General features: G+C 73.2%; 22 protein-coding genes and 1 pseudogene. 14 read left to right on the top strand and 9 right to left on the bottom strand.

The window, feature by feature from the left end; genetic code table 11:
- The first annotated feature begins 102 nt into the window (after positions 1-102).
- The 6 genes from atpA to KSNIM_RS14505 all read left to right on the top strand — a co-directional run bounded on the left by atpA (position 103) and on the right by KSNIM_RS14505 (position 5,936).
- The gene (atpA, locus tag KSNIM_RS14530) at positions 103-1,677 is read left to right on the top strand and encodes a F0F1 ATP synthase subunit alpha (RefSeq protein ID WP_263103638.1); all 1,575 of its coding nucleotides are present in this window, start codon (positions 103-105) and stop codon (positions 1,675-1,677) included.
- A 33-nt stretch (positions 1,678-1,710) separates the two neighbouring features.
- Complete coding sequence (locus KSNIM_RS14525) at positions 1,711-2,625, top strand: F0F1 ATP synthase subunit gamma (protein ID WP_263103637.1); 915 nt, start codon at positions 1,711-1,713, stop codon at positions 2,623-2,625.
- Positions 2,626-2,627: 2 nt separating this feature from the next.
- The gene (gene atpD / locus KSNIM_RS14520; RefSeq protein WP_263103636.1) at positions 2,628-4,082 is read left to right on the top strand and encodes a F0F1 ATP synthase subunit beta; all 1,455 of its coding nucleotides are present in this window, start codon (positions 2,628-2,630) and stop codon (positions 4,080-4,082) included.
- A gap of 188 nt (positions 4,083-4,270) precedes the next feature.
- Positions 4,271-4,654 carry a F0F1 ATP synthase subunit epsilon gene (locus KSNIM_RS14515; protein WP_263103635.1) on the top strand — a complete coding sequence of 128 codons (384 nt, stop codon included), beginning with the start codon at positions 4,271-4,273 and terminating at the stop codon, positions 4,652-4,654.
- Between the two features lie 142 nt (positions 4,655-4,796).
- Positions 4,797-5,297, top strand: coding sequence for a DUF2550 domain-containing protein (locus tag KSNIM_RS14510; protein WP_263103634.1), 501 nt, complete (start codon positions 4,797-4,799; stop codon positions 5,295-5,297).
- 66 nt (positions 5,298-5,363) lie between these two features.
- A complete protein-coding gene (locus tag KSNIM_RS14505; RefSeq protein ID WP_263103633.1) occupies positions 5,364-5,936 on the top strand; it encodes a cob(I)yrinic acid a,c-diamide adenosyltransferase in 573 nt (190 codons plus the stop codon).
- A 19-nt stretch (positions 5,937-5,955) separates the two neighbouring features.
- On the opposite strand, the gene KSNIM_RS14500 is transcribed toward KSNIM_RS14505, so the two are convergent.
- Positions 5,956-6,510, bottom strand: a complete 555-nt coding sequence (locus KSNIM_RS14500) for a hypothetical protein (RefSeq protein ID WP_263103632.1) — start codon at positions 6,508-6,510, stop codon at positions 5,956-5,958.
- Positions 6,511-6,642: 132 nt separating this feature from the next.
- Here KSNIM_RS14500 and KSNIM_RS14495 point away from each other — a divergent pair, with 132 nt between their 5' ends.
- Both KSNIM_RS14495 and KSNIM_RS14490 read left to right on the top strand, forming a co-directional pair.
- Entirely contained in the window at positions 6,643-7,857 is a 1,215-nt protein-coding gene (locus KSNIM_RS14495) for a sensor histidine kinase (RefSeq protein WP_263103631.1), read from the top strand.
- Complete coding sequence (locus tag KSNIM_RS14490) at positions 7,854-8,555, top strand: response regulator (protein WP_263103630.1); 702 nt, start codon at positions 7,854-7,856, stop codon at positions 8,553-8,555. The genes KSNIM_RS14495 and KSNIM_RS14490 overlap by 4 nt, the downstream gene beginning before the upstream one ends.
- A gap of 7 nt (positions 8,556-8,562) precedes the next feature.
- Here the strand turns inward: KSNIM_RS14490 and KSNIM_RS14485 are convergent, their stop codons facing one another.
- Positions 8,563-8,877: a hypothetical protein gene (locus tag KSNIM_RS14485; protein ID WP_263103629.1), complete on the bottom strand. Its 315-nt coding sequence runs from the start codon at positions 8,875-8,877 to the stop codon at positions 8,563-8,565.
- Between the two features lie 191 nt (positions 8,878-9,068).
- Here KSNIM_RS14485 and KSNIM_RS14480 point away from each other — a divergent pair, with 191 nt between their 5' ends.
- The 3 genes from KSNIM_RS14480 (at position 9,069) to KSNIM_RS14470 (ending at position 13,051) form a co-directional block, all read left to right on the top strand.
- Positions 9,069-9,935, top strand: a complete 867-nt coding sequence (locus tag KSNIM_RS14480) for a 3-hydroxyacyl-CoA dehydrogenase family protein (protein ID WP_263103628.1) — start codon at positions 9,069-9,071, stop codon at positions 9,933-9,935.
- A gap of 328 nt (positions 9,936-10,263) precedes the next feature.
- Positions 10,264-10,635 (top strand): STAS domain-containing protein, encoded by a 372-nt coding sequence (locus KSNIM_RS14475; protein ID WP_263103627.1) that lies wholly within the window; start codon positions 10,264-10,266, stop codon positions 10,633-10,635.
- 226 nt (positions 10,636-10,861) lie between these two features.
- Positions 10,862-13,051 (top strand): ATP-binding protein, encoded by a 2,190-nt coding sequence (locus tag KSNIM_RS14470; protein ID WP_263103626.1) that lies wholly within the window; start codon positions 10,862-10,864, stop codon positions 13,049-13,051.
- Between the two features lie 52 nt (positions 13,052-13,103).
- Here KSNIM_RS14470 and nucS read toward each other — a convergent pair whose 3' ends face one another.
- Complete coding sequence (gene nucS / locus KSNIM_RS14465; RefSeq protein ID WP_263103625.1) at positions 13,104-13,763, bottom strand: endonuclease NucS; 660 nt, start codon at positions 13,761-13,763, stop codon at positions 13,104-13,106.
- Positions 13,764-14,318: 555 nt separating this feature from the next.
- Here nucS and KSNIM_RS14460 point away from each other — a divergent pair.
- Positions 14,319-14,711 carry an SCO5389 family protein gene (locus KSNIM_RS14460; RefSeq protein WP_263103624.1) on the top strand — a complete coding sequence of 131 codons (393 nt, stop codon included), beginning with the start codon at positions 14,319-14,321 and terminating at the stop codon, positions 14,709-14,711.
- A gap of 65 nt (positions 14,712-14,776) precedes the next feature.
- Here KSNIM_RS14460 and KSNIM_RS14455 read toward each other — a convergent pair whose 3' ends face one another.
- Entirely contained in the window at positions 14,777-15,910 is a 1,134-nt protein-coding gene (locus KSNIM_RS14455; RefSeq protein ID WP_263107957.1) for an LLM class flavin-dependent oxidoreductase, read from the bottom strand.
- Between the two features lie 334 nt (positions 15,911-16,244).
- Here KSNIM_RS14455 and KSNIM_RS14450 point away from each other — a divergent pair, with 334 nt between their 5' ends.
- Positions 16,245-16,565, top strand: a complete 321-nt coding sequence (locus tag KSNIM_RS14450; protein WP_263103623.1) for an ATP/GTP-binding protein — start codon at positions 16,245-16,247, stop codon at positions 16,563-16,565.
- A 98-nt stretch (positions 16,566-16,663) separates the two neighbouring features.
- Here the strand turns inward: KSNIM_RS14450 and KSNIM_RS14445 are convergent, their stop codons facing one another.
- Both KSNIM_RS14445 and KSNIM_RS14440 read right to left on the bottom strand, forming a co-directional pair.
- The gene (locus KSNIM_RS14445) at positions 16,664-17,428 is read right to left on the bottom strand and encodes an ABC transporter permease (RefSeq protein ID WP_263103622.1); all 765 of its coding nucleotides are present in this window, start codon (positions 17,426-17,428) and stop codon (positions 16,664-16,666) included.
- Between the two features lies 1 nt (position 17,429).
- Complete coding sequence (locus KSNIM_RS14440) at positions 17,430-18,452, bottom strand: ABC transporter ATP-binding protein (protein ID WP_263103621.1); 1,023 nt, start codon at positions 18,450-18,452, stop codon at positions 17,430-17,432.
- Between the two features lie 92 nt (positions 18,453-18,544).
- Between KSNIM_RS14440 and KSNIM_RS14435 the strand changes: the two genes are divergently transcribed.
- Positions 18,545-19,339 (top strand): alpha/beta fold hydrolase, encoded by a 795-nt coding sequence (locus KSNIM_RS14435; RefSeq protein WP_263103620.1) that lies wholly within the window; start codon positions 18,545-18,547, stop codon positions 19,337-19,339.
- A 61-nt stretch (positions 19,340-19,400) separates the two neighbouring features.
- On the opposite strand, the gene KSNIM_RS14430 is transcribed toward KSNIM_RS14435, so the two are convergent.
- The 3 genes and pseudogenes from KSNIM_RS14430 to KSNIM_RS14420 form a co-directional block, all read right to left on the bottom strand.
- The gene (locus KSNIM_RS14430) at positions 19,401-20,702 is read right to left on the bottom strand and encodes an esterase-like activity of phytase family protein (protein WP_263103619.1); all 1,302 of its coding nucleotides are present in this window, start codon (positions 20,700-20,702) and stop codon (positions 19,401-19,403) included.
- 125 nt (positions 20,703-20,827) lie between these two features.
- The gene (locus KSNIM_RS14425; RefSeq protein ID WP_263103618.1) at positions 20,828-21,757 is read right to left on the bottom strand and encodes a cellulose-binding protein; all 930 of its coding nucleotides are present in this window, start codon (positions 21,755-21,757) and stop codon (positions 20,828-20,830) included.
- A gap of 107 nt (positions 21,758-21,864) precedes the next feature.
- A pseudogene (locus KSNIM_RS14420) lies at positions 21,865-23,777 on the bottom strand (hypothetical protein); the annotation flags it as partial.

Genomic DNA, 23,777 nt, shown 5'->3' with positions numbered 1-23,777 from the left:
GCAAAACGTACGGCCGGTTCACCCCGACCCGGCCGAGAGTCGAGCACTTGCGGCCCTCAATGGCGGGCCGAGGATCGCAAACTAGGAGAGCAGGGAAGCCTGATGGCGGAGCTTACGATCCGTCCGGAGGAGATCCGGGACGCGCTGGCCGACTTTGTCCAGTCGTACCAGCCGGACGCCGCCTCGCGTGAAGAGGTCGGCACGGTCACCGAGGCCATGGACGGTATCGCCAAGGTCGAGGGTCTCCCCTCGGTCATGGCCAACGAGCTGCTGAAGTTCGAGGACGGCACCCTCGGCCTCGCGCTGAACCTCGACACCCGCGAGATCGGTGTCGTCATCCTCGGTGAGTTCTCGGGCATCGAGGAGGGCCAGACGGTGCAGCGCACCGGCGAGGTCCTCTCCGTCCCGGTCGGCGAGGGCTACCTCGGCCGTGTCGTGGACCCGCTGGGCAACCCGATCGACGGCCTGGGCGAGATCGCCTCCACCGGCCGCCGCGCCCTGGAGCTGCAGGCCCCCGGCGTCATGGTCCGCAAGTCGGTCCACGAGCCGATGCAGACCGGCATCAAGGCCATCGACGCGATGACCCCGATCGGCCGCGGCCAGCGCCAGCTGATCATCGGCGACCGCCAGACCGGCAAGACCGCGGTCGCGATCGACACGATCATCAACCAGCGCGACAACTGGCGCTCGGGCGACCCGAAGAAGCAGGTCCGCTGCATCTACGTCGCCGTCGGCCAGAAGGGCTCCACCATCGCGTCCGTCCGCGGCGCCCTGGAGGAGGCCGGCGCGCTGGAGTACACCACCATCGTGGCCGCTCCCGCCTCCGACCCGGCCGGCTTCAAGTACCTCGCCCCGTACACCGGCTCCGCCATCGGCCAGGAGTGGATGTACGACGGCAAGCACGTCCTGATCATCTTCGACGACCTGTCGAAGCAGGCCGAGGCCTACCGCTCCGTCTCCCTGCTGCTGCGCCGCCCGCCGGGCCGCGAGGCCTACCCGGGTGACGTCTTCTACCTGCACTCCCGCCTGCTGGAGCGCTGCGCGAAGCTCTCCGACGAGCTGGGCGCCGGCTCGATGACCGGTCTGCCGATCATCGAGACCAAGGCCAACGACGTCTCGGCGTACATCCCGACCAACGTCATCTCCATCACCGACGGCCAGTGCTTCCTGGAGTCCGACCTGTTCAACGCCGGCATCCGCCCGGCCGTGAACGTCGGCATCTCGGTCTCCCGCGTCGGTGGCTCCGCCCAGATCAAGGCCATGAAGTCGGTCGCCGGCCGCCTGCGCCTGGACCTGGCCCAGTACCGCGAGCTGGAGGCGTTCGCCGCCTTCGGCTCCGACCTGGACCCGGCATCCAAGGCCCAGCTGGAGCGCGGTGCGCGCATGGTCGAGCTGCTGAAGCAGGGCCAGTACCAGCCGTTCCCGGTCGAGGAGCAGGTCGTCTCCATCTGGGCCGGCACCACCGGCAAGCTGGACGACGTCCCGGTCGCCGAGATCCGCCGCTTCGAGCGCGAGTTCCTGGACCACCTGCGCCTCGAGCACAAGGGCATCCTCGCCGGCATCGTCGAGACCCAGAAGCTCGAGGACGGCACCATCGACGCGCTGACCAGCGCGATCGAGGGCTTCAAGCAGGGCTACACCACGGCTGACGGCAAGCTCCTGTCCGAGCAGGCCTGAGTCCGGTAACGAGGGAAAGGACGTAACGACCCAATGGGAGCACAGCTTCGGGTCTACAAGCGCCGGATCCGCTCTGTCACCGCGACGAAGAAGATCACCAAGGCGATGGAGATGATCTCCGCGTCGCGCATCGTCAAGGCGCAGCGCGCGGTGGCCGCCTCCACTCCGTACGCCGATGAGCTCACCCGGGCGGTGACGGCGGTGGCCACCCGGTCCAACGCCAAGCACCCGCTCACCACCGAGAACCCGCAGGCCACCAAGGCCGCCGTCCTGCTGATCACGGCGGACCGCGGCCTGGCCGGCGGCTACTCGACCAACGCCATCAAGCAGGCCGTCGCGCTCGCCGCGAAGCTCCGCGACGAGGGCAAGGACGTGGTGACCTACATCGTCGGTCGCAAGGGCGTCTCGTACTACAACTTCCGCAACCTGCAGGTCGCGGGGTCGTGGACGGGCTTCTCCGACAAGCCGACCTACGGCGACGCCAAGACCGTGGCGGGCGACCTCATCGAGGCGTTCACCGCGGAGACCGGCGGCGTGGACGAGATCCACCTGGTCTCGACGAAGTTCGAGTCGATGCTGACGCAGACCGCGGTCGACGCGCGCCTGCTGCCGCTGAAGCTGGACGAGGTCGAGCTCAGTGACGAGTCCAAGGCGAAGAACGAGATCTTCCCGCTGTACGACTTCGAGCCGTCGGCGGAGGGCGTCCTCGACGCGCTGCTGCCGCGGTACGTCGAGAGCCGGATCTACAATGCGCTGCTGCAGTCGGCCGCTTCGGAGCACGCCGCCCGTCGGCGCGCGATGAAGAGCGCGACCGACAACGCGGGAGAGCTCATCAAGTCGCTCACGCGGCTTGCCAACTCGGCCCGTCAGGCCGAGATCACCCAGGAAATCAGCGAGATCGTCGGTGGCGCCAACGCGCTCGCTGACGCCAGCCGCGGGAGCGAATGAGTATGACCACCACTGTTGAGCCGACGGGCGCCGGACTGGCCACGGGCCGGGTCGCCCGGGTCATCGGCCCGGTCGTCGACGTGGAGTTCCCCGTCGACGCGATTCCGGACATGTTCAACGCCCTGCACGTCGAGGTGGACAACCCCGACGGCACGGGCAAGAAGACCCTGACCCTCGAGGTTGCGCAGCACCTCGGCGACGGCCTGGTCCGCGGCATCTCGATGCAGCCGACCGACGGCCTCGTCCGTGGCGCCCAGGTGTCCGACACCGGTGCGGCGATCTCCGTCCCCGTCGGCCAGATCACCAAGGGCAAGGTGTTCAACGCCCTCGGTGAGGTGCTGAACGTCGACAAGGCGGAGTTCGAGGCCGAGGTCACGACCCGCTGGCCGATCCACCGCAAGGCCCCGAACTTCTCCGAGCTCGAGTCGAAGACCGAGATGTTCGAGACCGGCATCAAGGTCATCGACCTCCTCACCCCGTACGTCCAGGGTGGCAAGATCGGTCTGTTCGGTGGTGCCGGTGTCGGCAAGACCGTTCTGATCCAGGAGATGATCTACCGCGTCGCCGAGAACTTCGGTGGTGTGTCGGTGTTCGCCGGTGTCGGCGAGCGCACCCGTGAGGGCAACGACCTCATCCACGAGATGGTGGACTCGGGCGTTCTGGACAAGACCGCGCTGGTCTTCGGTCAGATGGACGAGCCGCCGGGCACCCGTCTGCGGGTCGCGCTCTCCGCGCTGACCATGGCGGAGTACTTCCGCGACGTCGAGAAGCAGGACGTGCTCCTCTTCATCGACAACATCTTCCGGTTCACCCAGGCCGGTTCCGAGGTGTCGACCCTGCTCGGCCGCATGCCCTCCGCGGTGGGCTACCAGCCGAACCTGGCCGACGAGATGGGCCTCCTGCAGGAGCGCATCACCTCGACCCGCGGTCACTCGATCACCTCGATGCAGGCGATCTACGTCCCCGCGGACGACCTGACCGACCCGGCGCCGGCCACCACCTTCGCCCACCTGGACGCGACCACCGTTCTGTCGCGCCCGATCTCGGAGAAGGGCATCTACCCGGCCGTCGACCCGCTGGACTCCACGTCCCGCATCCTGGACCCGCGCTACATCGCGCAGGACCACTACGACACCGCGGTGCGCGTCAAGGGGATCCTCCAGAAGTACAAGGACCTCCAGGACATCATCGCGATCCTCGGCATCGACGAGCTGAGCGAGGAGGACAAGATCACCGTCCACCGCGCCCGCCGCATCGAGCGCTTCCTCTCGCAGAACACCTACGTGGCGAAGCAGTTCACCGGCGTCGACGGCTCGACCGTGCCGCTGTCGGAGACCATCGAGGCCTTCAACGCGATCGCGGACGGCAAGTACGACTCCGTCCCGGAGCAGGCCTTCTTCATGTGCGGTGGCATCGAGGACCTCGAGAAGAACGCTGCCGAGCTGGCGAAGAAGTAATCAGGCCGACGTGATGGCCGAGTGACTGTGAGGGGTGGTCCCCGTCTCCCGGGGGCCACCCCTCACGGCGCACAGCGGCTGTGATCCCGGTCATCTCCGTGTCCCTGGTTTCATGACAGGGGTGCGGGCCCGTTATTCTTACCGAAACCATCGAGTAATCGACGGTTTCAAGAGCCTAGGAGCCCACGTTGGCTGAGCTGCACGTCGAGCTGGTCGCAGCCGACCGCAAGGTGTGGTCCGGTGCGGCCACCATCGTTGTCGCCCGTACGGCCTCCGGTGACACCGGCATCATGCCCGGTCACACCCCGGTGCTGAGCGTGCTGGAGAGCGGTCCGGTCACCATCCGCACCACCGACGGCGGGACGGTCCTCGCCGCGGTGCACGGCGGTTTCATCTCCTTCGCCGACAACAAGCTCTCCATCCTCGCCGAGGTGGCCGAGCTGGCGGACGAGATCGACATCGCCCGTGCCCAGCGCGCGCTGGAGAACGCGCAGTCGGAGCTCGACGCGCACGCCGAGCGCCGTGCGGAGGTCCGCCTGGTGGCGGCGCGCGGTCTCAAGGCCCACGCCTGAGCACCCGACCCTGAGAGCGGGGTCGACCGACGGTCCCGGGGACGCGGAAGCGTGACCCCGGGACTGTCGTATCAGTTGGTAGGACAGGGCGGCCGGTGACACGGCCGTCACGGGGAACGCAGGAGCGAGGAGGTCGGTGAGCATGGTCCTCGCCCTTGTGGTGTGCGCGGCGATCGTCGCCGCCGCCGTGGTCGGACTGATGGCGTTCGCGGTACGCCGCCGCGTCATCCAGCGAGTAGGCGGCACGTTCGACTGCAGTCTCCGGCTCAAAATGCCCGCCGACGCCTCGACGCAGCCCGACCTCGACGAGAACGGCCAACCCACCCCGGCCCCGGTCCACCCGACCGACGGCAAGGGGTGGGTTTTCGGTATCGGGCGGTACAGCGGCGACTCCATCGAGTGGTTCCGCGTCTTCTCCTACGCCCCGCGGCCGCGACGCGTCCTGCCGCGCACCGAGATCGAGGTCCTCGGCCGGCGCTATCCGGAGGGCCAGGAGGAACTGGCCCTGCTCTCCGGCTCGGTGGTGCTGCGATGTCTGCACGACGGCGCCCCGCTGGAGCTCGCGATGAGCGAGGACGCCCTCACCGGCTTCCTCGCCTGGCTCGAGGCGGCCCCGCCCGGGCAGAGGGTCAACGTCGCCTGACCCGGTGGCGTGTGGGCTGGTTAACACCGCCTAACAGGCGCCCCGCGTCGGCGCTAGGCTGCGGCCATGGTGAACCTGACGCGCATCTACACCCGCACCGGCGACGACGGCACGACCGCCCTCGGCGACATGAGCCGCACCACCAAGACCGACCCGCGGCTGATCGCGTACGCCGACACCAACGAGGCCAATGCCGCGATCGGCGTGGCCCTGGCGGTCGGCGGGCTGCCGGCCGACGTGTCCGCGGTGCTGACGCGGATCCAGAACGACCTCTTCGACGTCGGCGCCGACCTCGCCACCCCGGTCGTGGAGAACCCCGAGTACCCGCCGCTGCGGGTCGAACAGGGGTACATCGACCGGCTGGAGACCGACTGCGACCACTACCTGGCCGGGCTGGAGAAGCTCCGCAGCTTCATCCTGCCCGGCGGCACCGCGGGGGCGGCCCACCTGCACCTGGCCTGCACGGTGGTGCGGCGGGCCGAGCGGTCGACCTGGACGGCGATCGAGGTGCACGGCGACACCGTCAACCCGCTCACCGCCAAGTACCTCAACCGGCTGTCGGACCTGCTCTTCATCCTGGCCCGCACGGCCAACAAGGAGATCGGCGACGTCCTGTGGGTGCCGGGCGAGAACCGGTAGGGACACCGGCCCGGGCCTTTCAGGAGCGGCGGTCCGGTGCGGTGCCGGGCTCGCGCTTGGGGAAGACGGTGTAGCTGGTGGCGATCGCCAGGTTGATGCCGACGACCAGGGCCATCCGCGGGTACCAGGAGTCCAGGCCGTCGGTGCGATCGGCGTCGCCGACCAGCCACTGGACGGCGGCTATCAGGACGACGGTCAGGACGGCGGCCACCAGGGTGCGGGCGAACATCCGCCACTCGTGGGCGGCCCTCGCCGAGCCGTACTTCGGCGGCCCGGCCGGGCGAGGTGCGCCGGCGAGCAGGTGGGCGGCGCGGCCGTCCGCCCACCGCACCAGGGAGTGGCCGTAGGCGACCGAGAAACCGACGTAGCTCGCGGCCAGCCCGTGCGTCCAGTCGGCGACCTCGCCGCCGCGCAGGTCGGCGACGGTCGCCGCGAGGATCGCCAGGTCCACCACCGGCAGCAGCATCAGCAGGACGGCGCCCGTCCGGCGCAGCCGCAGCCCGTACCGGACCGCGAGCGCGACGGCCAGCACCACCCAGAAGCCGATCTCACCGGCGACGATCAGGGACACCATGCCGTCCAGCCTGTCGCGCACCCGGCGCCCGCGCGTCGTCGCCGAGGGTGACCCCCGGTGCGACCTTCGATGTACGGCGGGTTCCTCCCCCAGGTCGGCACCGGTGCCCGCGGCGGATGGTGGGATGGTGCCGTGACCCTCACCCCGCGCCGGCACGACGCGCTCATCGCCCTGGCCGGCCTGTGCGGCGGCCTGGTGCTGATCGCGTTCGGCGCCTACGACCGCAGCGACAGCGTGCCGCGCTGGGCGGCGGCGCTGCCGCTGTTCGCGATGGCCGCGCTGGAGCTGTTCCGGCGCACCCGGCCGATCTGGACGGTCTCGCTCGGCGGCCTCGTCCTCGCGGCCGGCATCTTCGGCGGCTCGCTGCTCGCCACCCTGGTGATGTACACCGACCTGCTGTACGCGGCGGTGCTCTACGGCCCGCCGCGGATGGCGAAGGTGCTGCACCTGACCGGCGGCGCCACCACCCTGGTGCTGTCCGGGCTGACCGCGCTGTACGCCCACGTGCCCGACGCCCTGCTGGTGGCCGGCTTCTGCGGGCTGATCTTCCTCGCCCCGGTGTGGACGGCCGACCTGCTCCGCCGGCACCAGGACCGCGCCGAGGCGGAGCGGCTGCGCGCCGAGCAGACCGCGCTGCTCGCCGAGATGGACCGCCGGGCCGCGGTCTCCGCCGAGCGCGCCCGGATGGCCCGCGAGCTGCACGACGTGATCGCCAACCACCTGTCGGCGATCGCCATCCACGCCACCGGGGCGCAGTCCGTCGCCCGCCGCCAGGACCGTCCGGCGGACGACCCGGTGGTCGCCGCGCTGGCGGTCATCCGGGAGAACGGCGTCCAGGGGCTGGCCGAGATGCGCCGCATGATCGGCCTGCTGCGGCGGGGCGCCCCGGCGGGTCCGCTCACGGTGGGCGAGAGCGGCGAGGAGTCGTACGCCGCACCGCGGCTCGCCGCCCTGGACGCGCTGCTGGACCGGGCCAGGGCGGTCGGGCAGGGCGCCGGCCTCGCCTTCGAGGCGGCGGCCTCCGGCGAGCCGGGCGAGCTGCCCGCCCCACTGGAGCTGGCCGCCTACCGGATCGTCCAGGAGTCGCTGACCAACGCGGTCAAGCACGCCGCCCCCGGCACCGTCCGGCTGAAGGTGGACTACCGGGCCGCGGACGTGGTGATCGCCGTCGACAGTCCGTACCGTGAGGACGTCGCCGGCCGAGCGCTGCACGGCGCAGGGGCGGGGCTGGTCGGGATGGGGGAGCGCGCCGAGCTGCTGGGCGGGGACTTCGAGGCGGGGCCGCGGCACGGCCGCTGGCGGGTGCGGGCGGTGCTCCCGCGCGAGACGAGGGGGGCGGACGGATGACCGTCAGGGTGCTGGTCGCGGAGGACCAGGCGGCGGTGCGGGCCGCACTGGTGATGATCCTGCGGGCCGAGCCGGACATCGAGGTGGTCGGCGAGGCCGCGGACGGCGAGGCGGCCGTCCGGATGGCGCTGGAGCTGCGCCCCGACGTGGTGCTGATGGACATTCAGATGCCCCGGCTGGACGGTGTGGAGGCCACCCGGCAGGTCGTCGCGGCGGATGCCGCGCGGGTGCTGGTGCTGACCACCTTCGACCTCGACGACTACGTCTACGGCGCGCTGCGGGCGGGCGCCGCCGGCTTCCTGCTCAAGGACGTCGACGCGGAGGGGCTGATCGAGGGCATCCGTACCGTCGCCCGCGGCGACGGCATGCTGGCGCCCTCGGTGACCCGTCGGCTGATCTCGGCCTTCGCGCGGCCCGCCGGCCGGGACACCGCGGAGGCCCGGGCCGCGGTCGCCGAGCTGACCGGCCGAGAACGGGAGGTGCTGGCCTGCCTGGGCGCCGGGCTGTCCAACGCCCAGATCGCCGACTGGCTCGGCACGGCCGAGGGCACCACCAAGACGCACGTCAGCCGGATCCTCGGGAAGCTCGCGCTGCGCAGCCGGGTGCAGGCCGCCGTGCTGGCCCAGGAGCTGGGCATCCTGCCCGTCGACGGGCCGGGGCGGGCGGCCGGGCCCGGGGGCGGCCCGGCGGCGCGGTGACGGGCCGTCAGCGGCGGTCGAGCGCCTGCCGGGCCTTCGCGGAGTCGTCCGGCCACACCATGAGCCGCGGGCCCGCGCTGGTCTCCACCAGGGTGTGCCGCACCCCCTCGGCGGTGAGCAGCGCCGACATCCGCAGGGCCTCGTCCGGGTCGGCCGGCGCGGCGACGCTGACCAGCAGCCCGTACTCGTCCGGGTTCCCGGCGTGCGGCCGGCGGGCCACCAGGGAGCGCCCGCGCCCGTACGTCCAGCGCAGCAGCAGCACCAGCACCCCGGTCAACCCCAGGCCGATCAGGAGGGCCAGCAGCGGGTGCACCGCGGTCATCGCGCCAAACCCTTCAGCCGTCGGGTACAGATCACACTCCACATTCTCACCGTTCGGCGGCCGGGGGCATTAGAGTCACGGGCCGTGAGCGGCGCGGCTCCGGGGGAGGCCCCCGCCCTGACCGCGCCCGGCCCAGCGTCCCCCGGCCACCGCCGGCGACGGGCGCCCACCAGGACTCGGGAGACCCTGCCATGAGCAACGCATCCACCCAGCGGATCGCCGTGATCGGCGCGGGCCTGATGGGCGCCGGCATCGCCCAGGTCTCGGCGCAGGCCGGACACCCGGTGGTGCTGCGGGACGTCACCGAGGCCGCCCTGCAGCGAGGCCTCGACGGCATCCGGGCCTCGTACGAGAAGTTCGTGGGCAAGGGCCGGATGACCGCCGAGGAGGCGGAGGCGGCGCTCGGCCGGATCACCACCACCACCGACCTGGGTGCGGCCGGCGAGGCCGACATCGTCGTCGAGGCGGTCTTCGAGCGGCTGGACGTCAAGGAGGGCGTGTTCCGCGAGCTCGACAAGATCGCCAAGGACGGTGCCGTCCTCGCCACCAACACCTCGGCCATCCCGATCACCCGGATCGCCGCCGCTACCTCCCGTCCGGAGAGCGTCGTCGGCGTCCACTTCTTCTCGCCGGTGCCGCTGATGCGCCTGGTCGAGCTGGTCCGCGGATACAAGACGAGTGACGGGACGCTGGCCGCCGCCCGCGCCTACGCCGAGGGCGTCGGCAAGGAGGTCGTGGTGGTCAACCGCGACGTCGCCGGCTTCATCACCACCCGCCTGATCACCGCCCTGGTCGTCGAGGCCGCCCGGCTGTACGAGTCCGGGGTGGCCACCGCCGAGGACATCGACACCGCCTGCCGGCTCGGCTTCGGCCACCCGATGGGCCCGCTGCAGACCGCCGACCTCACCGGCGTCGACATCCTGGTGAACGCGGCCCGCAACATCTACGCCGAGACCCAGGACGAGAAGTTCGCCGCCCCGGAGGTGATGGCCCGCATGGTCACCGCCGGCGATCTCGGGCGCAAGAGCGGCCGCGGTTTCTACCCCTACGAGGACTGAACGCCGGGGCCGGGTCGCCGGAACGGGGCGGCGACACCCCCCGTGTGACCCGGCCCTCACAACGGCGCACCCGCGCGGGTGAGTTTGCTCACGATGCTGCCGCAGACGGGTGATTTGGGCGGTAATCGAGCGTAGGTATGGGGAGTTCCTGCGTATATTCCCTCGGACGGGTGAAGTTGCCACGCACTCCGCCGAAGGGGAGAAACCTGCGGAGTTGGTTGACCGTCAGACGAGGGGGATACCGGCGCGGCCCCCGGTGCGCGGCGTCCACGTACGCCCGGCCGGCCCGGGCCCCGGGACACCCGAACGGCGAGCGGAGGAGGAGAGCGTGCGCATCACCGGCGACCACAGCGGTCTGGCCATCGAGGGCCGGCTCGATGTGCGCAGCGCCGCCGACGCCCGTGCCGTCCTGCACGCCGCCGTCGACGGCGGCCAGGGCGACCTGGTGCTCGACCTCGGCCGACTGGAGTTCTGGGACGCCACCGGCCTCGGCGTCATCATGGGCACCCACCGGCGGGCCGGCCGCATCGGCCGCCGCCTCGTCCTGCGGCACGTCCCCGCCCAGCTGCAGCGGCTGCTCGTCGCGACCCGGCTGCACCGCATCCTCGCCGTCGAGGGCACCGTCCCCGACGCCTACGGCACCTCGATGCCCGCCCTCGGGAGCCTCCCCGCCGGGCCGCTGATCCTGCCGACCGCCTGACCCCGCGGGCCCGTCCCGCCGGCCCCGTCGCCCGGTCCTGACGGCCCCGGCGCCCCCTTGCGCGACCACCCGAAACGTTACTTGGGGGTACCGGTCTGTGCTGCACGCGTCGAGTGTGGAAAAGTCTGCGCTCACAAGCACGGCCGCGCGGGACTCGACCCGGTGAGCGGCCGTCCGACGCCGTCCGGCACGAGCCCGGCGGCCGACCATGGGGCGGAGCACGAACGTGGGACAGCCGACCGGTGACTTCGGGCAGGAAGGCGCTCGCCCCCGCACCGGCGAGGTCGTCTCCGGAGACCTGCTGCTGGCCGTCGGAGGCCCGGACGGCTCTGAGGCCCGCCCCTGCCCGGACGGCTGGCGCCCGGAGCCGCGCCGCGTCCGCGACCGCCGCCAGGACCGGCCCGAGCTCGGTCCCAGCCCCGCCGTCGGCCCGCTCGCCATGGGCAGCGCCGCCGCCGACCTGCCGCTGCTCGACCGCGAGGACGACATCGCCCGGCTCGTCGCGGCACTCTCCGAGGGCCGCTCCATCCGTCTCGTCGGCCAGGCCGGCTCGGGCCGCAGCACCCTGCTCGCCGCCGTCGCCGACGCCGCGGCCGGGATCGCCCCGGACGGCGTCGTCCGGCTCAGCGGTCACCACCGCACCGGCGCCGACCTGCTGCAGGACCTGTTCGCCGCGACCCACCACGCCCCCGGCTACCGGCCCGACCGCCGCGCCCTGGCGTCCCTGCTCTCCCAGGTCGGCGCCGTCGTCGCGATCGACGACCTGGACGTCGACGACGAGGAGCTCGGCGAACTCCTCGACGCCGCCCCCGACTGCGCCTTCATCGCCACCGTGCCGCCCGGCAGCCCGCTGCTCACGCCCGGCCTGCGGATGGAGGACCACCCCGTCGCAGGCCTCGCCAAGTCCGCCTGTCTGACGCTGGCCGGCCGCCTGGCGGGCCGTCAGCTCGACGAGACCGAACGTGCCTGGGCGGTCGACCTCTGGTTCGAGTCCGAGGGCCTGCCGCTGCGCTTCGTCCAGGCCGCCGCCCTGCTCCGCCAGCGCGACGTCTCGGTGGACACCCTGGTCGCCGCGCAGGAGGACCGCCACAACGTCTTCGGCCTGGTCAAGGAGATCGCCGACCCGGACGACCCGGCCGTCCTGGAGGGCGAGCTGCGGCGTACCGTCCCGCTGCCGACCGTCGCGGAGAGCGCGGCGCCCGCCGTCCGGCTCGCCGAGGGGCTCAGCGAATCCGCTCAGGCCGTACTGCGGCTGGCGCTGGCCTTCGGCGGCGAGTGCCCGACCGCCCCGCACCTGCCGGCCCTGATCGACGTCGGACTCGGCGAGAGTGCCCTGCGCGAACTCGTCGACGCCGGCCTCGCGGTGTCCGTCGGCGGCCACCACAGGCTCACCACCGGCGTCCCCGAGCTCCTCGCCGGCCGCTTCGACCCCGGCACGGTCGCCTACGGCGCCGCCGAGCACTTCTCCTGGTGGGTCGGGCACGGCTCGGTCACCACCGAGCAGATCTCCGCCGAGGCGGAGGTCCTCGTCGGCGCCCTGCTCGCCGACCGGGCCGCCGACCGCCCGGAGGCCGTGCTGCGGCTCGCCCGTGCGGCCGCCCCCGCACTGGCCCTGTCGCTGCGCTGGGGGGCCTGGGAGCGCGTCCTCAAGCTCGGCCTGGAGGCCGCCCGGGTGCTGCGCGCCACCGCCGAGGAGGCCTGGTTCCACCACGAGCTCGGCGTGCTCGCGCTGTGCGTGCACTCGGACCAGCGGGCGCTCGCCGAACTGGAGTCCGCGGTCGCGCTGCGGGCCGCGTTCGGAGACCCGAGCTCCGGGGCCGCCGGACGGCGGATGCTGGACCTGCTGAAGTCGGAGGCCCGCCAGCTGCCCGCCGGCGAGGAACTGCCGAGCGTCGGCCGACGACCCGTCATCAGGGCCATCGCCAAGGCCCCTTGGCGGCTCGCCGCGGCGAAGAAGGGGTCGGACGCCAAGCGGGCCGCGATCGCCGCGGCGGCTGCCGTGGTCGCGCTGGGCGTGCTGGGCACCGCGATCGGGCTCAACGCGGGCGGCGAGGACTCCGCGGGCACCGGCCGCACCTCGCCCGGCACCTCGGTGGACGACAGCTCCCTCGGCGACGACCTGCCCGCCACCGCCTCCGGCTCCCCGACGGCCGCGCCGAGCGACAGCCCGTCCGAGAGCCCCTCGGCGTCGGTCTCGGCCTCGGCCTCCGAGTCGGCGTCCGCCTCGGCGAGCACCACCGGCACCCGCAAGCCCACCGCGACCAGGACCACCGCGCCCGCCCCGGGCCAGACCAGCAAGACCCCGACGACGGGCACCAGCACGACCACGTCGCCGCCGCCGACCAGTGCGTCGCCGACCAGCAGCGCCAGCCCGTCGCCGACCGCCGACCCCTCGGGCAGTCCCTCGACGCCGTAGCACGGGGACGCCCGCCAGGGGGAAGCCCTCCCGGGACGGGGAGGGCGGCGGCCTAGAACAGCTTCAGCTTGTCGTCGTCGATGCCGCGCAGCTCGTCGTAGTCGAGCACGACGCAGCCGATGCCGCGGTCGGTGGCGAGGACACGGGCCTGCGGCTTGATCTCCTGGGCGGCGAAGACGCCCTTCACCGGGGCCAGCAGCGGGTCCCGGTTGAGGAGTTCGAGGTAGCGGGTGAGCTGCTCGACGCCGTCGATCTCGCCGCGGCGCTTGATCTCCACGGCCACCGTGGCGCCGTCCGCGTCGCGGCAGAGGATGTCCACCGGGCCGATCGCGGTCGGGTACTCGCGGCGGATCAGCGACCAGCCGGCGCCGAGGACCTCCATGCGGTCGGCGAGCAGCTCCTGCAGGTGCGCCTCGACGCCGTCCTTCACCAGACCGGGGTCGACGCCCAGGTCGTGCGAGGAGTCGTGGAGGACGTCCTCCAGCGTGATGATCAGCTTTTCGCCGGCCTTGTTGACCACCGTCCAGGTGCCGTCGGCCTCCTTGAGGGTGCAGGGCGGCGACATCCAGTTCAGCGGCTTGTAGGCGCGGTCGTCGGCGTGGATGCTGACGCTCCCGTCGGCCTTCACCAGGATGAGGCGGGTGGCGGACGGGAGGTGGGCGGAGAGCCGTCCGGCATAGTCGACGGAGCAGCGGGCAATTACGAGACGCACGGTCGACCACGCTAGCCCACCGGGGCCAGTTGATGCGATTCCGCGAGGACGGGGTGAAGAATTCGCGCATCCGGCGAACCATGGTGTCCGCACGGTCACACGCCGTGCACGCGGCCTCCGCCCGGCGGGAGCCGACCCACGGGGACGGAGACTCGCGATGAACGCTGCGACACGATCCGGCCAATCTGGCCGCTGCGGCACCGATTCCGATGGTATTCGACGCATTAGCTCGTCGCACTGAGCAATCGCCTGTCACCCTGGTGTGAGCGTCCGTCGTCCTGCGCGACCGCACGCTGCCGCGCCGGCGCACGCCCGCGCGGCGGTGGTGCGCCCGGATGCCACCCGCCCACCGTCACCACCGCTCCCGCGGCGCCCGCGCCGGGCTCCCCGGGCGCGGACTGATCCATCGTCACTCCGACCGATCGTCAGGTCGGCGGCGGTGGCGGCCGGTTCGCGTGCACGGACCGAGCAGGACCGCACCACCGAGCACGACCGCACCAACCGCAAGACCACCCCGGCGGGCCGCGCCGCGGTGGACCGCGAGAGGAGAACCCAATGTCGCTCGACGTCTCACCGGCCCTGCTCGAGAAGGCCGAGAGAGGCGAGGTCGACGAGAGGGAGTTCGTCGACTGCGTCCGTACCTCCCTCCCGTACGCCTGGGAGCTGATCAGCTCGCTGGTCGCCCAGACGAAGGTCGACGGCACCGACTTCGCCGACAACCACGTCCCGCCGCCCAGCGAGCAGGCCCGCGGCCAGCTGCTGCGCGCGATGGCCAGCGACGCGATCCGGGGCGCCCTCCAGCGGCACTTCGGCGTGCGGTTGGCGTTCCAGAACTGCCACCGGGTGGCGGTCTTCACCCCGTCCGAGGCGAACGAGGAGCGGCACGCGCGCTTCACGTCCGTCCGGGCCCAGCTGCTCAACCAGTCGCCCGAGCTGCGCGACTGCTGACACCGGCCGACGGGGCCGGCCGGGACCGCACCGGCCGGCCCCGTCGGCTGTCCGGGAACCCGCCGTCAGCCCAGTTCGGGGAGGACTTCCGAGCCGAGCCGCTCGATGTTGTGCAAGGTCGCCTCACGGTCGCCGGAGCCCTCGGCGAGCAGCGCGAAACGGCGGATCCCGGTGCACTCGGCGGTCGCCAGCAGCCGGTCCGCGCACTGCCGCGGCGTACCCACCGCGTGCAGGTCGCACAGCAGCTCGGTGTACGCGCGCGGGTCGCGCATCCGGCGTTCCCGCCCGTCGACCGTGCGGTGCGCGCCGAGCCCGTACTCGAACCAGCCCGGCATCGACCGCAACAGGTCCGCCCGGGCCACCGCCGTCCGGTCGGCCACCTGCACCACGCCCGCCGCGACGTGCTCCCGCTCGACCCGCACGAGCTGCTCCTCGCCGCGCCCGCAGGCCCGCCAGGCCTCCCGGTAGGCGGCCAGCATCTGCTGCTTGTCCTCGTCGCCCGAGTGCATGCCGAGCAGCATCGGCAGGCCTCTCTCGGCGGCCGTGCGCACCCCGGTGGGCGAGGTGCAGGCCATCACCACCGGCGGCCCGGACCGAGGGCGCCCGCCCGCCTCCTGGCGCTGCCGGGGGAAGTGCCGTAGCAGGTCCGCCTCCGCCTCGGGTCCGGCGAGGCCGAGCCAGTCCGCGAGCCCGGCCGGGCGGAGCGGCTCGGAGGCCCGCGGCACCACCGCCACCTCCGGGAACGAGAACTGCGGCCCGTCCGCCCCGACCCGGGTGCCGTGCAGCCAGCGCAGCAGCAGGTCCAGACGCTCCGGGAAGCCCGACTCGTAGGCGTCCACACCGGCGCCGAAGACGTCGAGGTCGATCCACGGACCGCCGCGGCCCACCCCGAGCGTGAACCGGCCGCCGGAGACCAGGTGCAGCAGCGCAGCCCGCTCGCCGAGCGCCACCGGGTGCGCCGTGGACAGCACGCTGACCGCGGTGCCGACGCCGATCCGCCGCGTCCGCCCCAGCAGCAGCCCGGCCAGCGTCGCGGCGTCCGGACAGACGCCGTACGGCACGAAGTGGTGCTCCGCCAGCCAGACCGCGTCCAGGCCGGCCCGTTCCGCGGCGACGGCCGCGTCCACCGTGCGGGCCAGCGCCTCGCCGTGGCCCTGCCCGGGGAACTGCGCGGAGAGCAGGAACGCGCCGACCGCGATCCGGTCGGTGGCCGCGGGACGGGGCAGCAGGGCCGTCGCCGGAGCCGGCCCACCCCCGGGGCCGGGCTGCTGGTCGGTGTCGGGCCGCTGGCTGGTCTTGGTCATCGGGTGCCTCCTCGGGGGTGCGCAGGGACTGCGAACCCCGCTGTCTCACCACGTGAGTAGCCGATGTCATGTGCCAAAGGCACGCCGTTTCACCAATTTCCCAGGAGAACGGGTGGATCTCACCCAAAACACCGGAGATCGCGCGGATGTCGTGATAGGGGCCCGGAGGGCGGTGCGGCGGCCCGTACCCTGGAGGGGTTCCCGTGCCCGGTCCGAGAGGTGGTTCGGCGTGTCGCCGCGTCGCAATCGTGAGAAGAGCTCCGCCCCCCGCGAGGACGCCCCGGCGGCCCCGCTCGGCGGCTCGCTGCGCCGCGTCGAGAGCTACCGCGGCGAGGACTGGGTCGTGCAGACCGTCGCCGGCTCGCAGGGCCGCCACTACCGCTGCCCCGGCTGCGACCAGGAGATCCCGCCCGGCGTCGGCCACGTCGTCGCCTGGCCGGACCACGGTCCCGGGGTGGAGGACCGCCGGCACTGGCACCGCGCCTGCTGGGGCGCCAGGGAGCGCCGTGGCGCGGGCATCCAGCGGGGGCGTGGAGCCCCGCGCTACTAGAGCACGTCGCCAAGGCGCACAGGTGCCTCCCACGCGCCCCGGAGTGGCCCTGCGGTGCCCCCGGGGTGGCCCTTGCGCGCCGCTGAGGTGATCGCGGGTCAGGCGTCGCGGGTGCGCAGGACCAGGACGCCGCCGGCGAGGGCGGCCAGGGTCCAGGTGAGGCAGATGAGGAAGCCCGCGCCGGGGCCGAACGGCTGGTTGTGCTCCTGGTAGACCAGCAGCATCCGCTGGCCCGCGTAGTCGGGGAAGTAGTGGGCGACCGTCTTCACCTTCGGCACCGCGCCGAGGATCGGCGACAACAGGAAGAAGAACGGCACCAGCACGCCCAGGGCTAGCGTCTGGTTGTGCAGCATCGCGGTGACCCCGGCCGAGAAGAGGCAGATCATCGTCAGGTAGCCGGCGGCGCCGAACACCGCGCGCAGCACGTGCGGCTCGGTGATCTCCGTGCTGTGGCCGCCGAGCAGGGCCTGGCCGGTGAAGAAGGTGATGAAGACGGTGGCCAGTGACACCGCGAAGGCCGCCAGCGCGATCACCACGGCCTTGCCGATCAGCAGGGTGGCCCGCTGCGGCACGGCCGCCAGCGACACCCGGATCATGCCGCTGCTGTACTCGTTGCCGACCGCCAGGACCCCGAAGACCACCATGGCGATCTCGCCCAGGATGATCCCCGCGAACGCGGTGCCGGTCGCGTCGAACGGGGCGTTCTTCGGCGCGAAGTCGGCGAAGTTGTTGTTGGCCAGCGTGCAGATCAGCGCGCCGAGGCCGAGCGTGACGACGAAGGCGAGCCCGAGCGTCCAGACCGTGGAGCGGACGGTGCGCAGCTTCGTCCACTCGGACTGCAGGATCGCGGGGAACGCGGCCATCTCAGTTCTCCTTCTGCTTGCCGCGGGCCTGCCAGTCGGAGCCCCAGGCCGGCGCGGGCGGTGCGGACGGTGCGGCGGGGGAGCCGTCCACCGCGGCCCCGGCCGGGCCGACCGGGCGCGCCGAGCCGGCGTGGTACTCGACCGACTCCGAGGTCATCTGCATGAACGCCTCCTCCAGGGAGGCCTGTTGCGGGCTCAGCTCGTGCAGGGTGATCCGGTGGTCCGCGGCGAGTTCGCCGAGGAAGGCCAGGTCGCCGTCCGGGACTTCGTAGCAGCCGTCAGGGCCGGGATCGGCGTGCAGGCCCGCCCGGTGCAGGACGTCCAGCAGCAGTTCGGGCTGCGGGGTGCGCACCCGCACGGCCGAGCGCGAGTTCTGCTTGATGAAGTCGGCCATCGGCAGGTCGGCGAGCAGCCGGCCGCGGCCGATCACCACCAGGTGGTCGGCGGTCAGCGCCATCTCGCTCATCAGGTGCGAGGAGACGAACACCGTCCGGCCCTCCGCGGCCAGGCCCTTCATCAGGGTGCGGATCCAGACGATGCCCTCCGGGTCGAGCCCGTTCACCGGCTCGTCGAACATCAGGATCTCCGGGTTGCCGAGCAGGGCCGAGGCGATGCCCAGGCGCTGGCTCATGCCGAGCGAGAAGCCGCGGGACCGCTTGCGGGCGACCGCGCTCAGGCCGACCAGTTCGAGCACCTCGTCGACCCGGTGGGTGGGGATCCGGTTGCTCTGCGCCATCCACAGCAGGTGGTCGCGGGCGGTACGGCCCGGGTGGACGGCCTTCGCCTCCAGCAGCGCGCCGATGTAGCGGAGCGGTTCGGCGAGCTGTCCGTACCGGCGGCCGTCCAGGGTGACCCGCCCGGCCGTCGGTCGGTCCAGGTCGAGGATCATCCGCATCGTGGTGGACTTCCCCGCGCCGTTCGGGCCCAGGAAGCCGGTCACCACGCCGCGCGGGACCGCAAAGCTCAGCCCGTCCACGGCCAGCGTGTCGCCGTAGCGTTTCGTCAGCCCGTGCAACTCGATCATGTCCGCTCCCTCAGTCCTCGTCAGGCTATGACAAAAGGGACATACGGTTGCGGTGGCTGCGTCCCCTCGGCGAGCCGCAATACGGTGGCTGCATGAGCCTCCCCAGCGCGCCGGCCGCGCACGAGAACGGCACCGGGACCCCGATCGTCCTGCTGCACGCCTTCCCGCTCTCCGCCCGGATGTGGGCCTGCCAGCTGGAGCGGCTGCCCGGCCCCGCCGGCGAGGCCGCCCGGGTGATCGTCCCCGACCAGCGCGGCTTCGGCGGCGCCCCGCTCGGCCGGGACGAGCCCTCGCTGGACGCCGTCGCCGACGACGTCGCCCGGCTGCTGGACACGGCCGGCCTGGAGCGGGCCGTCGTCGGCGGCCTGTCCATGGGCGGCTACGTCGCCATGGCCTTCGCCCGCCGCCACGGCGACCGGCTCGCCGGACTGCTCCTCGCCGACACCAAGGCCACCCCCGACGCGGACCGGGCCCGCGCCAACCGCGAGCGGATCGCCCGTGCCGTCGAGGCCCGCGACAGCGTCCAGATCCTCGCCGACGAGAAGATCGAGGACGGCCTGCTCGGCCCCGCCACCGACCCCGCGCTGACCGCCCACGTCCGCGCGATGATCGCCGAGGCCCCGCCGCGCGCCGTCGCCTGGGCCCAGCGCGCCATGGCCGCCCGCGGCGACTCCCTGGAGGTGCTGCGCGGCGTCCGCGTCCCGGCCGCGGTCATCGTCGGCGAGGCGGACGCCGTCACCCCGCTCGCCGAGGCCCGCCTGATGGCCGACGCCCTGCCGGACGCCGAACTCACCGTCATCCCCTCGGTCGGCCACCTCAGCTCGCTGGAGGCCCCGGAGACCTTCAACGCCGCCGTCCGCGACCTGCTGCGCCGCGTCCGCGGCTGAGTCCGCCCACCGGGCCGGGGCGGGGCGGGGCGGGCTCAGCGCACCCGCCCCGGCCCGCGGCTCACCGCCGCGACAGCGAGAGCGTGCCGGCCGGCAGGGTGTACCGGTCGACCCGGCTGACCGCGTTGTTCGGCACCACCGCGCCGTCCTTCACCGAGTCCACGCCGAAGTCGTTGTCCCCGACCAGGAACAGCTCGACCGCGCCCCGCTGCGCCGGCAGCAGCGCGACACCCTCGATCTTGCCGTTGGCGAGGCCGGCCGACGCCGCGTCGAAGACCAGCCGCTTGCTGCCCGGCACCACCGCCGACGGGTCCAGCTCCAGCGCCGGCACGGTCGCCGGGTCGTCCCAGCGGGTGCCGTGCAGGTCGGTCGCCGACCGGAAGTCCACCTCGAACAGCCGGGTGTGCACCGTCGGCCGCAGCGCGTCCCGCTCCTCCACCAGCAGCCGGTCCGGGCCCAGCCAGTCGATCGCCGAGGTCGCCCAGCCGCCGTCGGTGGCGCTGTCCGCCTCCCGCGCGAAGGTGAACTCGCCGGTCAGCCGCGGTGTGCGCGACACGTCGATCCGGAACACCCGCTGCACCAGCGACTTCTTCGCCGCCTTCGAGTCCGGGTTGGACAGCTGGGTCTGCTGCGCCGCGTACAGCGTGCGGCCGTCCGCGGAGACGGTCAGGCCCTCCAGGCCCTTGTTGTTCTTCTGCTTGGCCTCGACGGCCGGCAGGACCGGCAGCACCCGCACACCGGGCGCCGAGTACGTCGAACCGGCCGGCACCAGCACGGTGTCCAGCACACCGGCTGCGGAGAAGTGCAGCAGGCTGGAACCGTACTCGCTGCTGATCCAGAACGAGCCGTCCGGCAGCCGGACCAGTCCCTCGCTGTCGAGCCCGTACGGGTCGTTCGGCAGCACCCTGCCCGCCAGGTCGACCGGCCGCTCCGCGGTCAGCGCCGCGGGCGGCAGACCGGTCAGGAAGCGCGTCCCGGTGACCGGGTCGGTCCGGCCGTGCGGCACCCGCAGCGGAATGCGGCGGACGACCTCGATGCCGCCGCCGCGGGTGAGCCGGATGCGCAGGATCTGCGGGGTGTAGTCGGGCTTCAGGAAGATCTTGTCGGTGTCCGACGGGGCGTCGGCGTTCGGCCCGCGGTCGGTGACCGTCCAGAACTCCCGGCCCGAGGAGTCGGCGGGGACGAGGTCGCTGAAGCCGCCGAGGGCGAGAGCGCCGCCGATCGGCGCGGGGGAGCGGTACGTCCAGGCGCCGTCGTGGTGCGGCGCGGGCAGGTCCGCGGCGGAGGCGGTCGCCGAGACGGCGGTCCGGGCGATCAGGGCCAGGGCGGCCGCCGCGAGCACGGCGGTACGGGTGAGTCGCATGGCCGATCAGCCTCCCGCGCGGACGGCGGACGGCACGCGGATTCGGACTGACGGAGCGTCGACCATCCGGTGAACGGCGAAGCGGCCCCCGCCCGGAGGCGGGAGCCGCTGTCACGGCACGGTCGTCAGCGCGACTGCTGCACCGGCACGCCCAGACCGTCGTCGGACGGCGAACCGGCCGCGGCCACCGCCGCACCGGTCAGCGTCGCCAGCATCTCGCGGACGTTGGTCAGCTGCGCGTTGATCGAGTCGCGGCGGTTGGTGAGCGCCGCCAGCTCGCGCTCGGACTCGCTGCGGACCCGGTCGGCCTTGGCGTTGGCGTCGGCCACGATGTCCTCGGCCTGGCGCTGCGCGGTCTCCACCGTCTGGCGGGCACGGCGCTCGGCGTCGGTGCGCAGCTTCTCCGCCTCCAGGCGGAGCTGCTCGGCGCGGTGCTCGATCTCCGCGAGGCGCTTCTCCGCCTTCGCCTGGCGGGCCGCCAGGTCGCGCTCGGACTGCTCGCGGCGCTTGGCGAGGTTGGTCTCGAACTCCAGCGCGGCCTGCGCGGCCTTGGTGCGGGTCTCCTCGAAGAGGGCGTCCGCCTCCTCGCGCTTGTTCTGCGCGTCCTTGTTGGCCTCGGCCCGCAGCTGCGCCGCGTCGCTCTTGGCCTTGTCGACGATCCGCAGGCCCTCGTCCTCGGCCTTCGCCTTGCGGTCCTTGGCGTAGTTCTCCGCCTCGGTGCGGACCTGCTGCGCGGCGGCCTCGGCCAGCTCGCGGTGCTGCTCGGCGGCGCGGTGCGCCTCGTCGCGCAGGTCCTTCGCCTCCTCCTCGGCGAGGCGGAGGATCTTCTCCACCCGGGCACCGAGGCCGGCGTAGGACGGCTCCGCCTCGGTCACCGCGGCCTGGGCCGTCTGCGTCTCCAGGTGCAGCTCCTCGATGCGCTTCTCCAGCGCACCGATGCGGGCCAGCGCGCTGTCCCGGTCGGCCACCAGCTTGGTGATCCGCTCGTCGACCTGGGCGCGCTCGTACCCACGGCGCACCAGGTCGAAGCCGTGGGGGGAGTGACTGTCGCTCATGGGGATTAGGGCTTCCTGTCGTCAGACCGCTGAGGTGGTTGAGGGAATCCTGACACGTTATCGGAGTGTCATCGGCAAAATGCCGATGAGTCACGGACAATGTCCGCTCAATCGGGTGGCGGGCTCCCGGGGCGATTGCCTCCCGACCGCTGGGCGCCCACGCCGGCCCCGGCCCGGGGCGCCCCGTCCTTCTTGCTTCCCCCGTTGGCCTGCTGCACCGGCGACGGCGCCTCGAACGCCTCCAGAGCGGACAGCACGTCCTGCACCCTGGAGATCTCGGTGTTGATGTCCTTGCGGCGCCGCACCAGCTCGTCGAGTTCGCGCTTGCCCTCGTCGGTGATCCGCTTGGCCTCGGCCCGGGCCTCGGCGAGCACCCGCTCGGCCTCCTCCTCGGCCAGCCGCAGCTGCTCGGACGCGGACTCGTCCGCCTTCTGCAGCCGCTTCTCGGCCTCCTCGGCGGCGGCCTCGATCTTGCCCGCGGCCTCCTCCTCGGCACTGGTGAGCTTGGCCTCGGCCTTCTCGATCAGCTTCTCGGCGCGGTCGGTGGAGTCGGCGAGCTTCTGCTCGGCGCCCTTCAGCAGGCCCTCGGCCTTGCGGACGGCCGCGATCCGGACCTTGCTCGCCTCGGCGGAGGCCTCCGACGTCAGCTCGGAGGCCCGCTCCTCGGCGGCGGCGACCAGCTTCGCGGCCCGCTCCTCGGCCTCGGCGACCGTCGCGACGGCCTGGTCCTCGGCCTCGGTGAGCTGCTCCTGCGCGGCCGTGACCAGCGCGTCGACCCGCTCGCCGGCCGACTTCATGGCCTGCGCGTTCTCCTTGCGGGCCCGCTCGTGCAGCGCCTCGATCTCGGCGTCGGTGCGCTCGCGCAGCTCCTCGGCGCGATCACGGATCGCGGTCGAGTCCCGGCGGGCCTCGGACAGCAGCGCGTCCGCGTCCGACCGGCCCTTCTCGACCTCGGCCTGGCCGGCCGCCTCGCCGGCCGCCACCAGTCGCTCGGCCTCCTTGCGGGCGGCGGCCACCATCGCGTCCGCCTGCTCCTCGGCGGCCGCGGTGGTCGCCAGCGCCGAGGTCTGCGCCTCCTCGCCGAGCTGCTCGGCGTCCGCGAACGCCTTCTCCAGCACCGAGGTGGCCTGCTCCCGGGTGGACCGGTCGAACAGCTCGGCGGCCTCGCGCAGCTCGATGTCGTACGCGTCGGCCCGGCTGCGCGTGGACGCGTCGTAGTCGTCCGCCAGCTGCCGGGTGGCCAGCGCGTACTCCTCGGCCTCGGCGCGCAGCGCGGCGGAGAACTCCTCGGCCTCGGCGACCGCGGCGGTGGCCCGCTCCTCGGCGTCGGCCAGCGTGCGGCGGGCCTCGGCCTCGGCCTCGGCGCGTCGCTGCTCGGCGAACGCGTCGGCGGCGGCCCGCTCGTTCTGGGCCTCCTCGCGCAGCGCGGTGTCGAAGGCGACCGCCTCGGCACGCTGCTGCTCGATGTCGGCGGCGGCGGCCTCCCGGTCGGCGGCCAGCTCGGCGGAGATCCGCTCGCGCAGCTCGGCGGTCTCCCGCTCGGCCGTCTCGCGCAGCTCCCTGCTCTCGCGCTCGGCGGTGGCCCGCAGCTCGGCGATCTGCCGGGAAGCGGCCTCGTGCAGACCGGCGACCGAATTGCGGATCCCGGCGGCCTCCTCCTCGGCCGCGGCGGTGAGCGACTCGGCATGGGCCCGGGCCTTGCGGAGCGTCTCCTCGGCCTCGGTGCGGGCCTTCTCCAGCTCCTCGGCGGCCTCGGCGGCCAGCGTGCGGGCCTGCTCACGGGCGGCGTCGAGCGCCTCCGCGGCCTCGGTGCGCAGCTCCCGGGCCTCGGCCTCGGCGGCGTCGCGCACGGCGGCCGTCTCGCTCGCGGTGCGGATGGTCAGCTCGGCGGCCTCGCGCTCGGCGGCCTCCCGCGCGGCGCGGGCGGCGGCCAGCTGTTCGGCGGTCTCCTCCTGCTCGCGGCGCAGCCCCTCGGAGGCGGCCTCCCGCTCGCGGCGGGACTCCTCGCGCAGCGCGGCGG

Origin of the sequence: Kitasatospora sp. DSM 101779 (genome assembly GCF_025655475.1) — a bacterium.
Classification (GTDB): Bacteria; Actinomycetota; Actinomycetes; order Streptomycetales; family Streptomycetaceae; genus Kitasatospora.
Note: the sequence above shows the minus strand (reverse complement) of the source record. Positions and strands in the feature narration are given on the sequence as shown.

Excerpts from the sequence above, each read along its gene's own strand:
- KSNIM_RS14435 (WP_263103620.1), top strand. The coding sequence starts at position 18,545 with ATGAGCCTCCCCAGCGCGCCGGCCGCGCACGAGAACGGCACCGGGACC.
- KSNIM_RS14485 (WP_263103629.1), bottom strand. The coding sequence starts at position 8,877 with ATGACCGCGGTGCACCCGCTGCTGGCCCTCCTGATCGGCCTGGGGTTG.
- KSNIM_RS14525 (WP_263103637.1), top strand. The coding sequence starts at position 1,711 with ATGGGAGCACAGCTTCGGGTCTACAAGCGCCGGATCCGCTCTGTCACC.
- KSNIM_RS14490 (WP_263103630.1), top strand. The coding sequence starts at position 7,854 with ATGACCGTCAGGGTGCTGGTCGCGGAGGACCAGGCGGCGGTGCGGGCC.
- KSNIM_RS14480 (WP_263103628.1), top strand. The coding sequence starts at position 9,069 with ATGAGCAACGCATCCACCCAGCGGATCGCCGTGATCGGCGCGGGCCTG.
- KSNIM_RS14500 (WP_263103632.1), bottom strand. The coding sequence starts at position 6,510 with ATGGTGTCCCTGATCGTCGCCGGTGAGATCGGCTTCTGGGTGGTGCTG.
- atpA (WP_263103638.1), top strand. The coding sequence starts at position 103 with ATGGCGGAGCTTACGATCCGTCCGGAGGAGATCCGGGACGCGCTGGCC.
- KSNIM_RS14510 (WP_263103634.1), top strand. The coding sequence starts at position 4,797 with ATGGTCCTCGCCCTTGTGGTGTGCGCGGCGATCGTCGCCGCCGCCGTG.
- KSNIM_RS14440 (WP_263103621.1), bottom strand. The coding sequence starts at position 18,452 with ATGATCGAGTTGCACGGGCTGACGAAACGCTACGGCGACACGCTGGCC.
- KSNIM_RS14430 (WP_263103619.1), bottom strand. The coding sequence starts at position 20,702 with ATGCGACTCACCCGTACCGCCGTGCTCGCGGCGGCCGCCCTGGCCCTG.
- KSNIM_RS14425 (WP_263103618.1), bottom strand. The coding sequence starts at position 21,757 with ATGAGCGACAGTCACTCCCCCCACGGCTTCGACCTGGTGCGCCGTGGG.
- KSNIM_RS14460 (WP_263103624.1), top strand. The coding sequence starts at position 14,319 with ATGTCGCTCGACGTCTCACCGGCCCTGCTCGAGAAGGCCGAGAGAGGC.
- KSNIM_RS14445 (WP_263103622.1), bottom strand. The coding sequence starts at position 17,428 with ATGGCCGCGTTCCCCGCGATCCTGCAGTCCGAGTGGACGAAGCTGCGC.
- KSNIM_RS14505 (WP_263103633.1), top strand. The coding sequence starts at position 5,364 with ATGGTGAACCTGACGCGCATCTACACCCGCACCGGCGACGACGGCACG.
- atpD (WP_263103636.1), top strand. The coding sequence starts at position 2,628 with ATGACCACCACTGTTGAGCCGACGGGCGCCGGACTGGCCACGGGCCGG.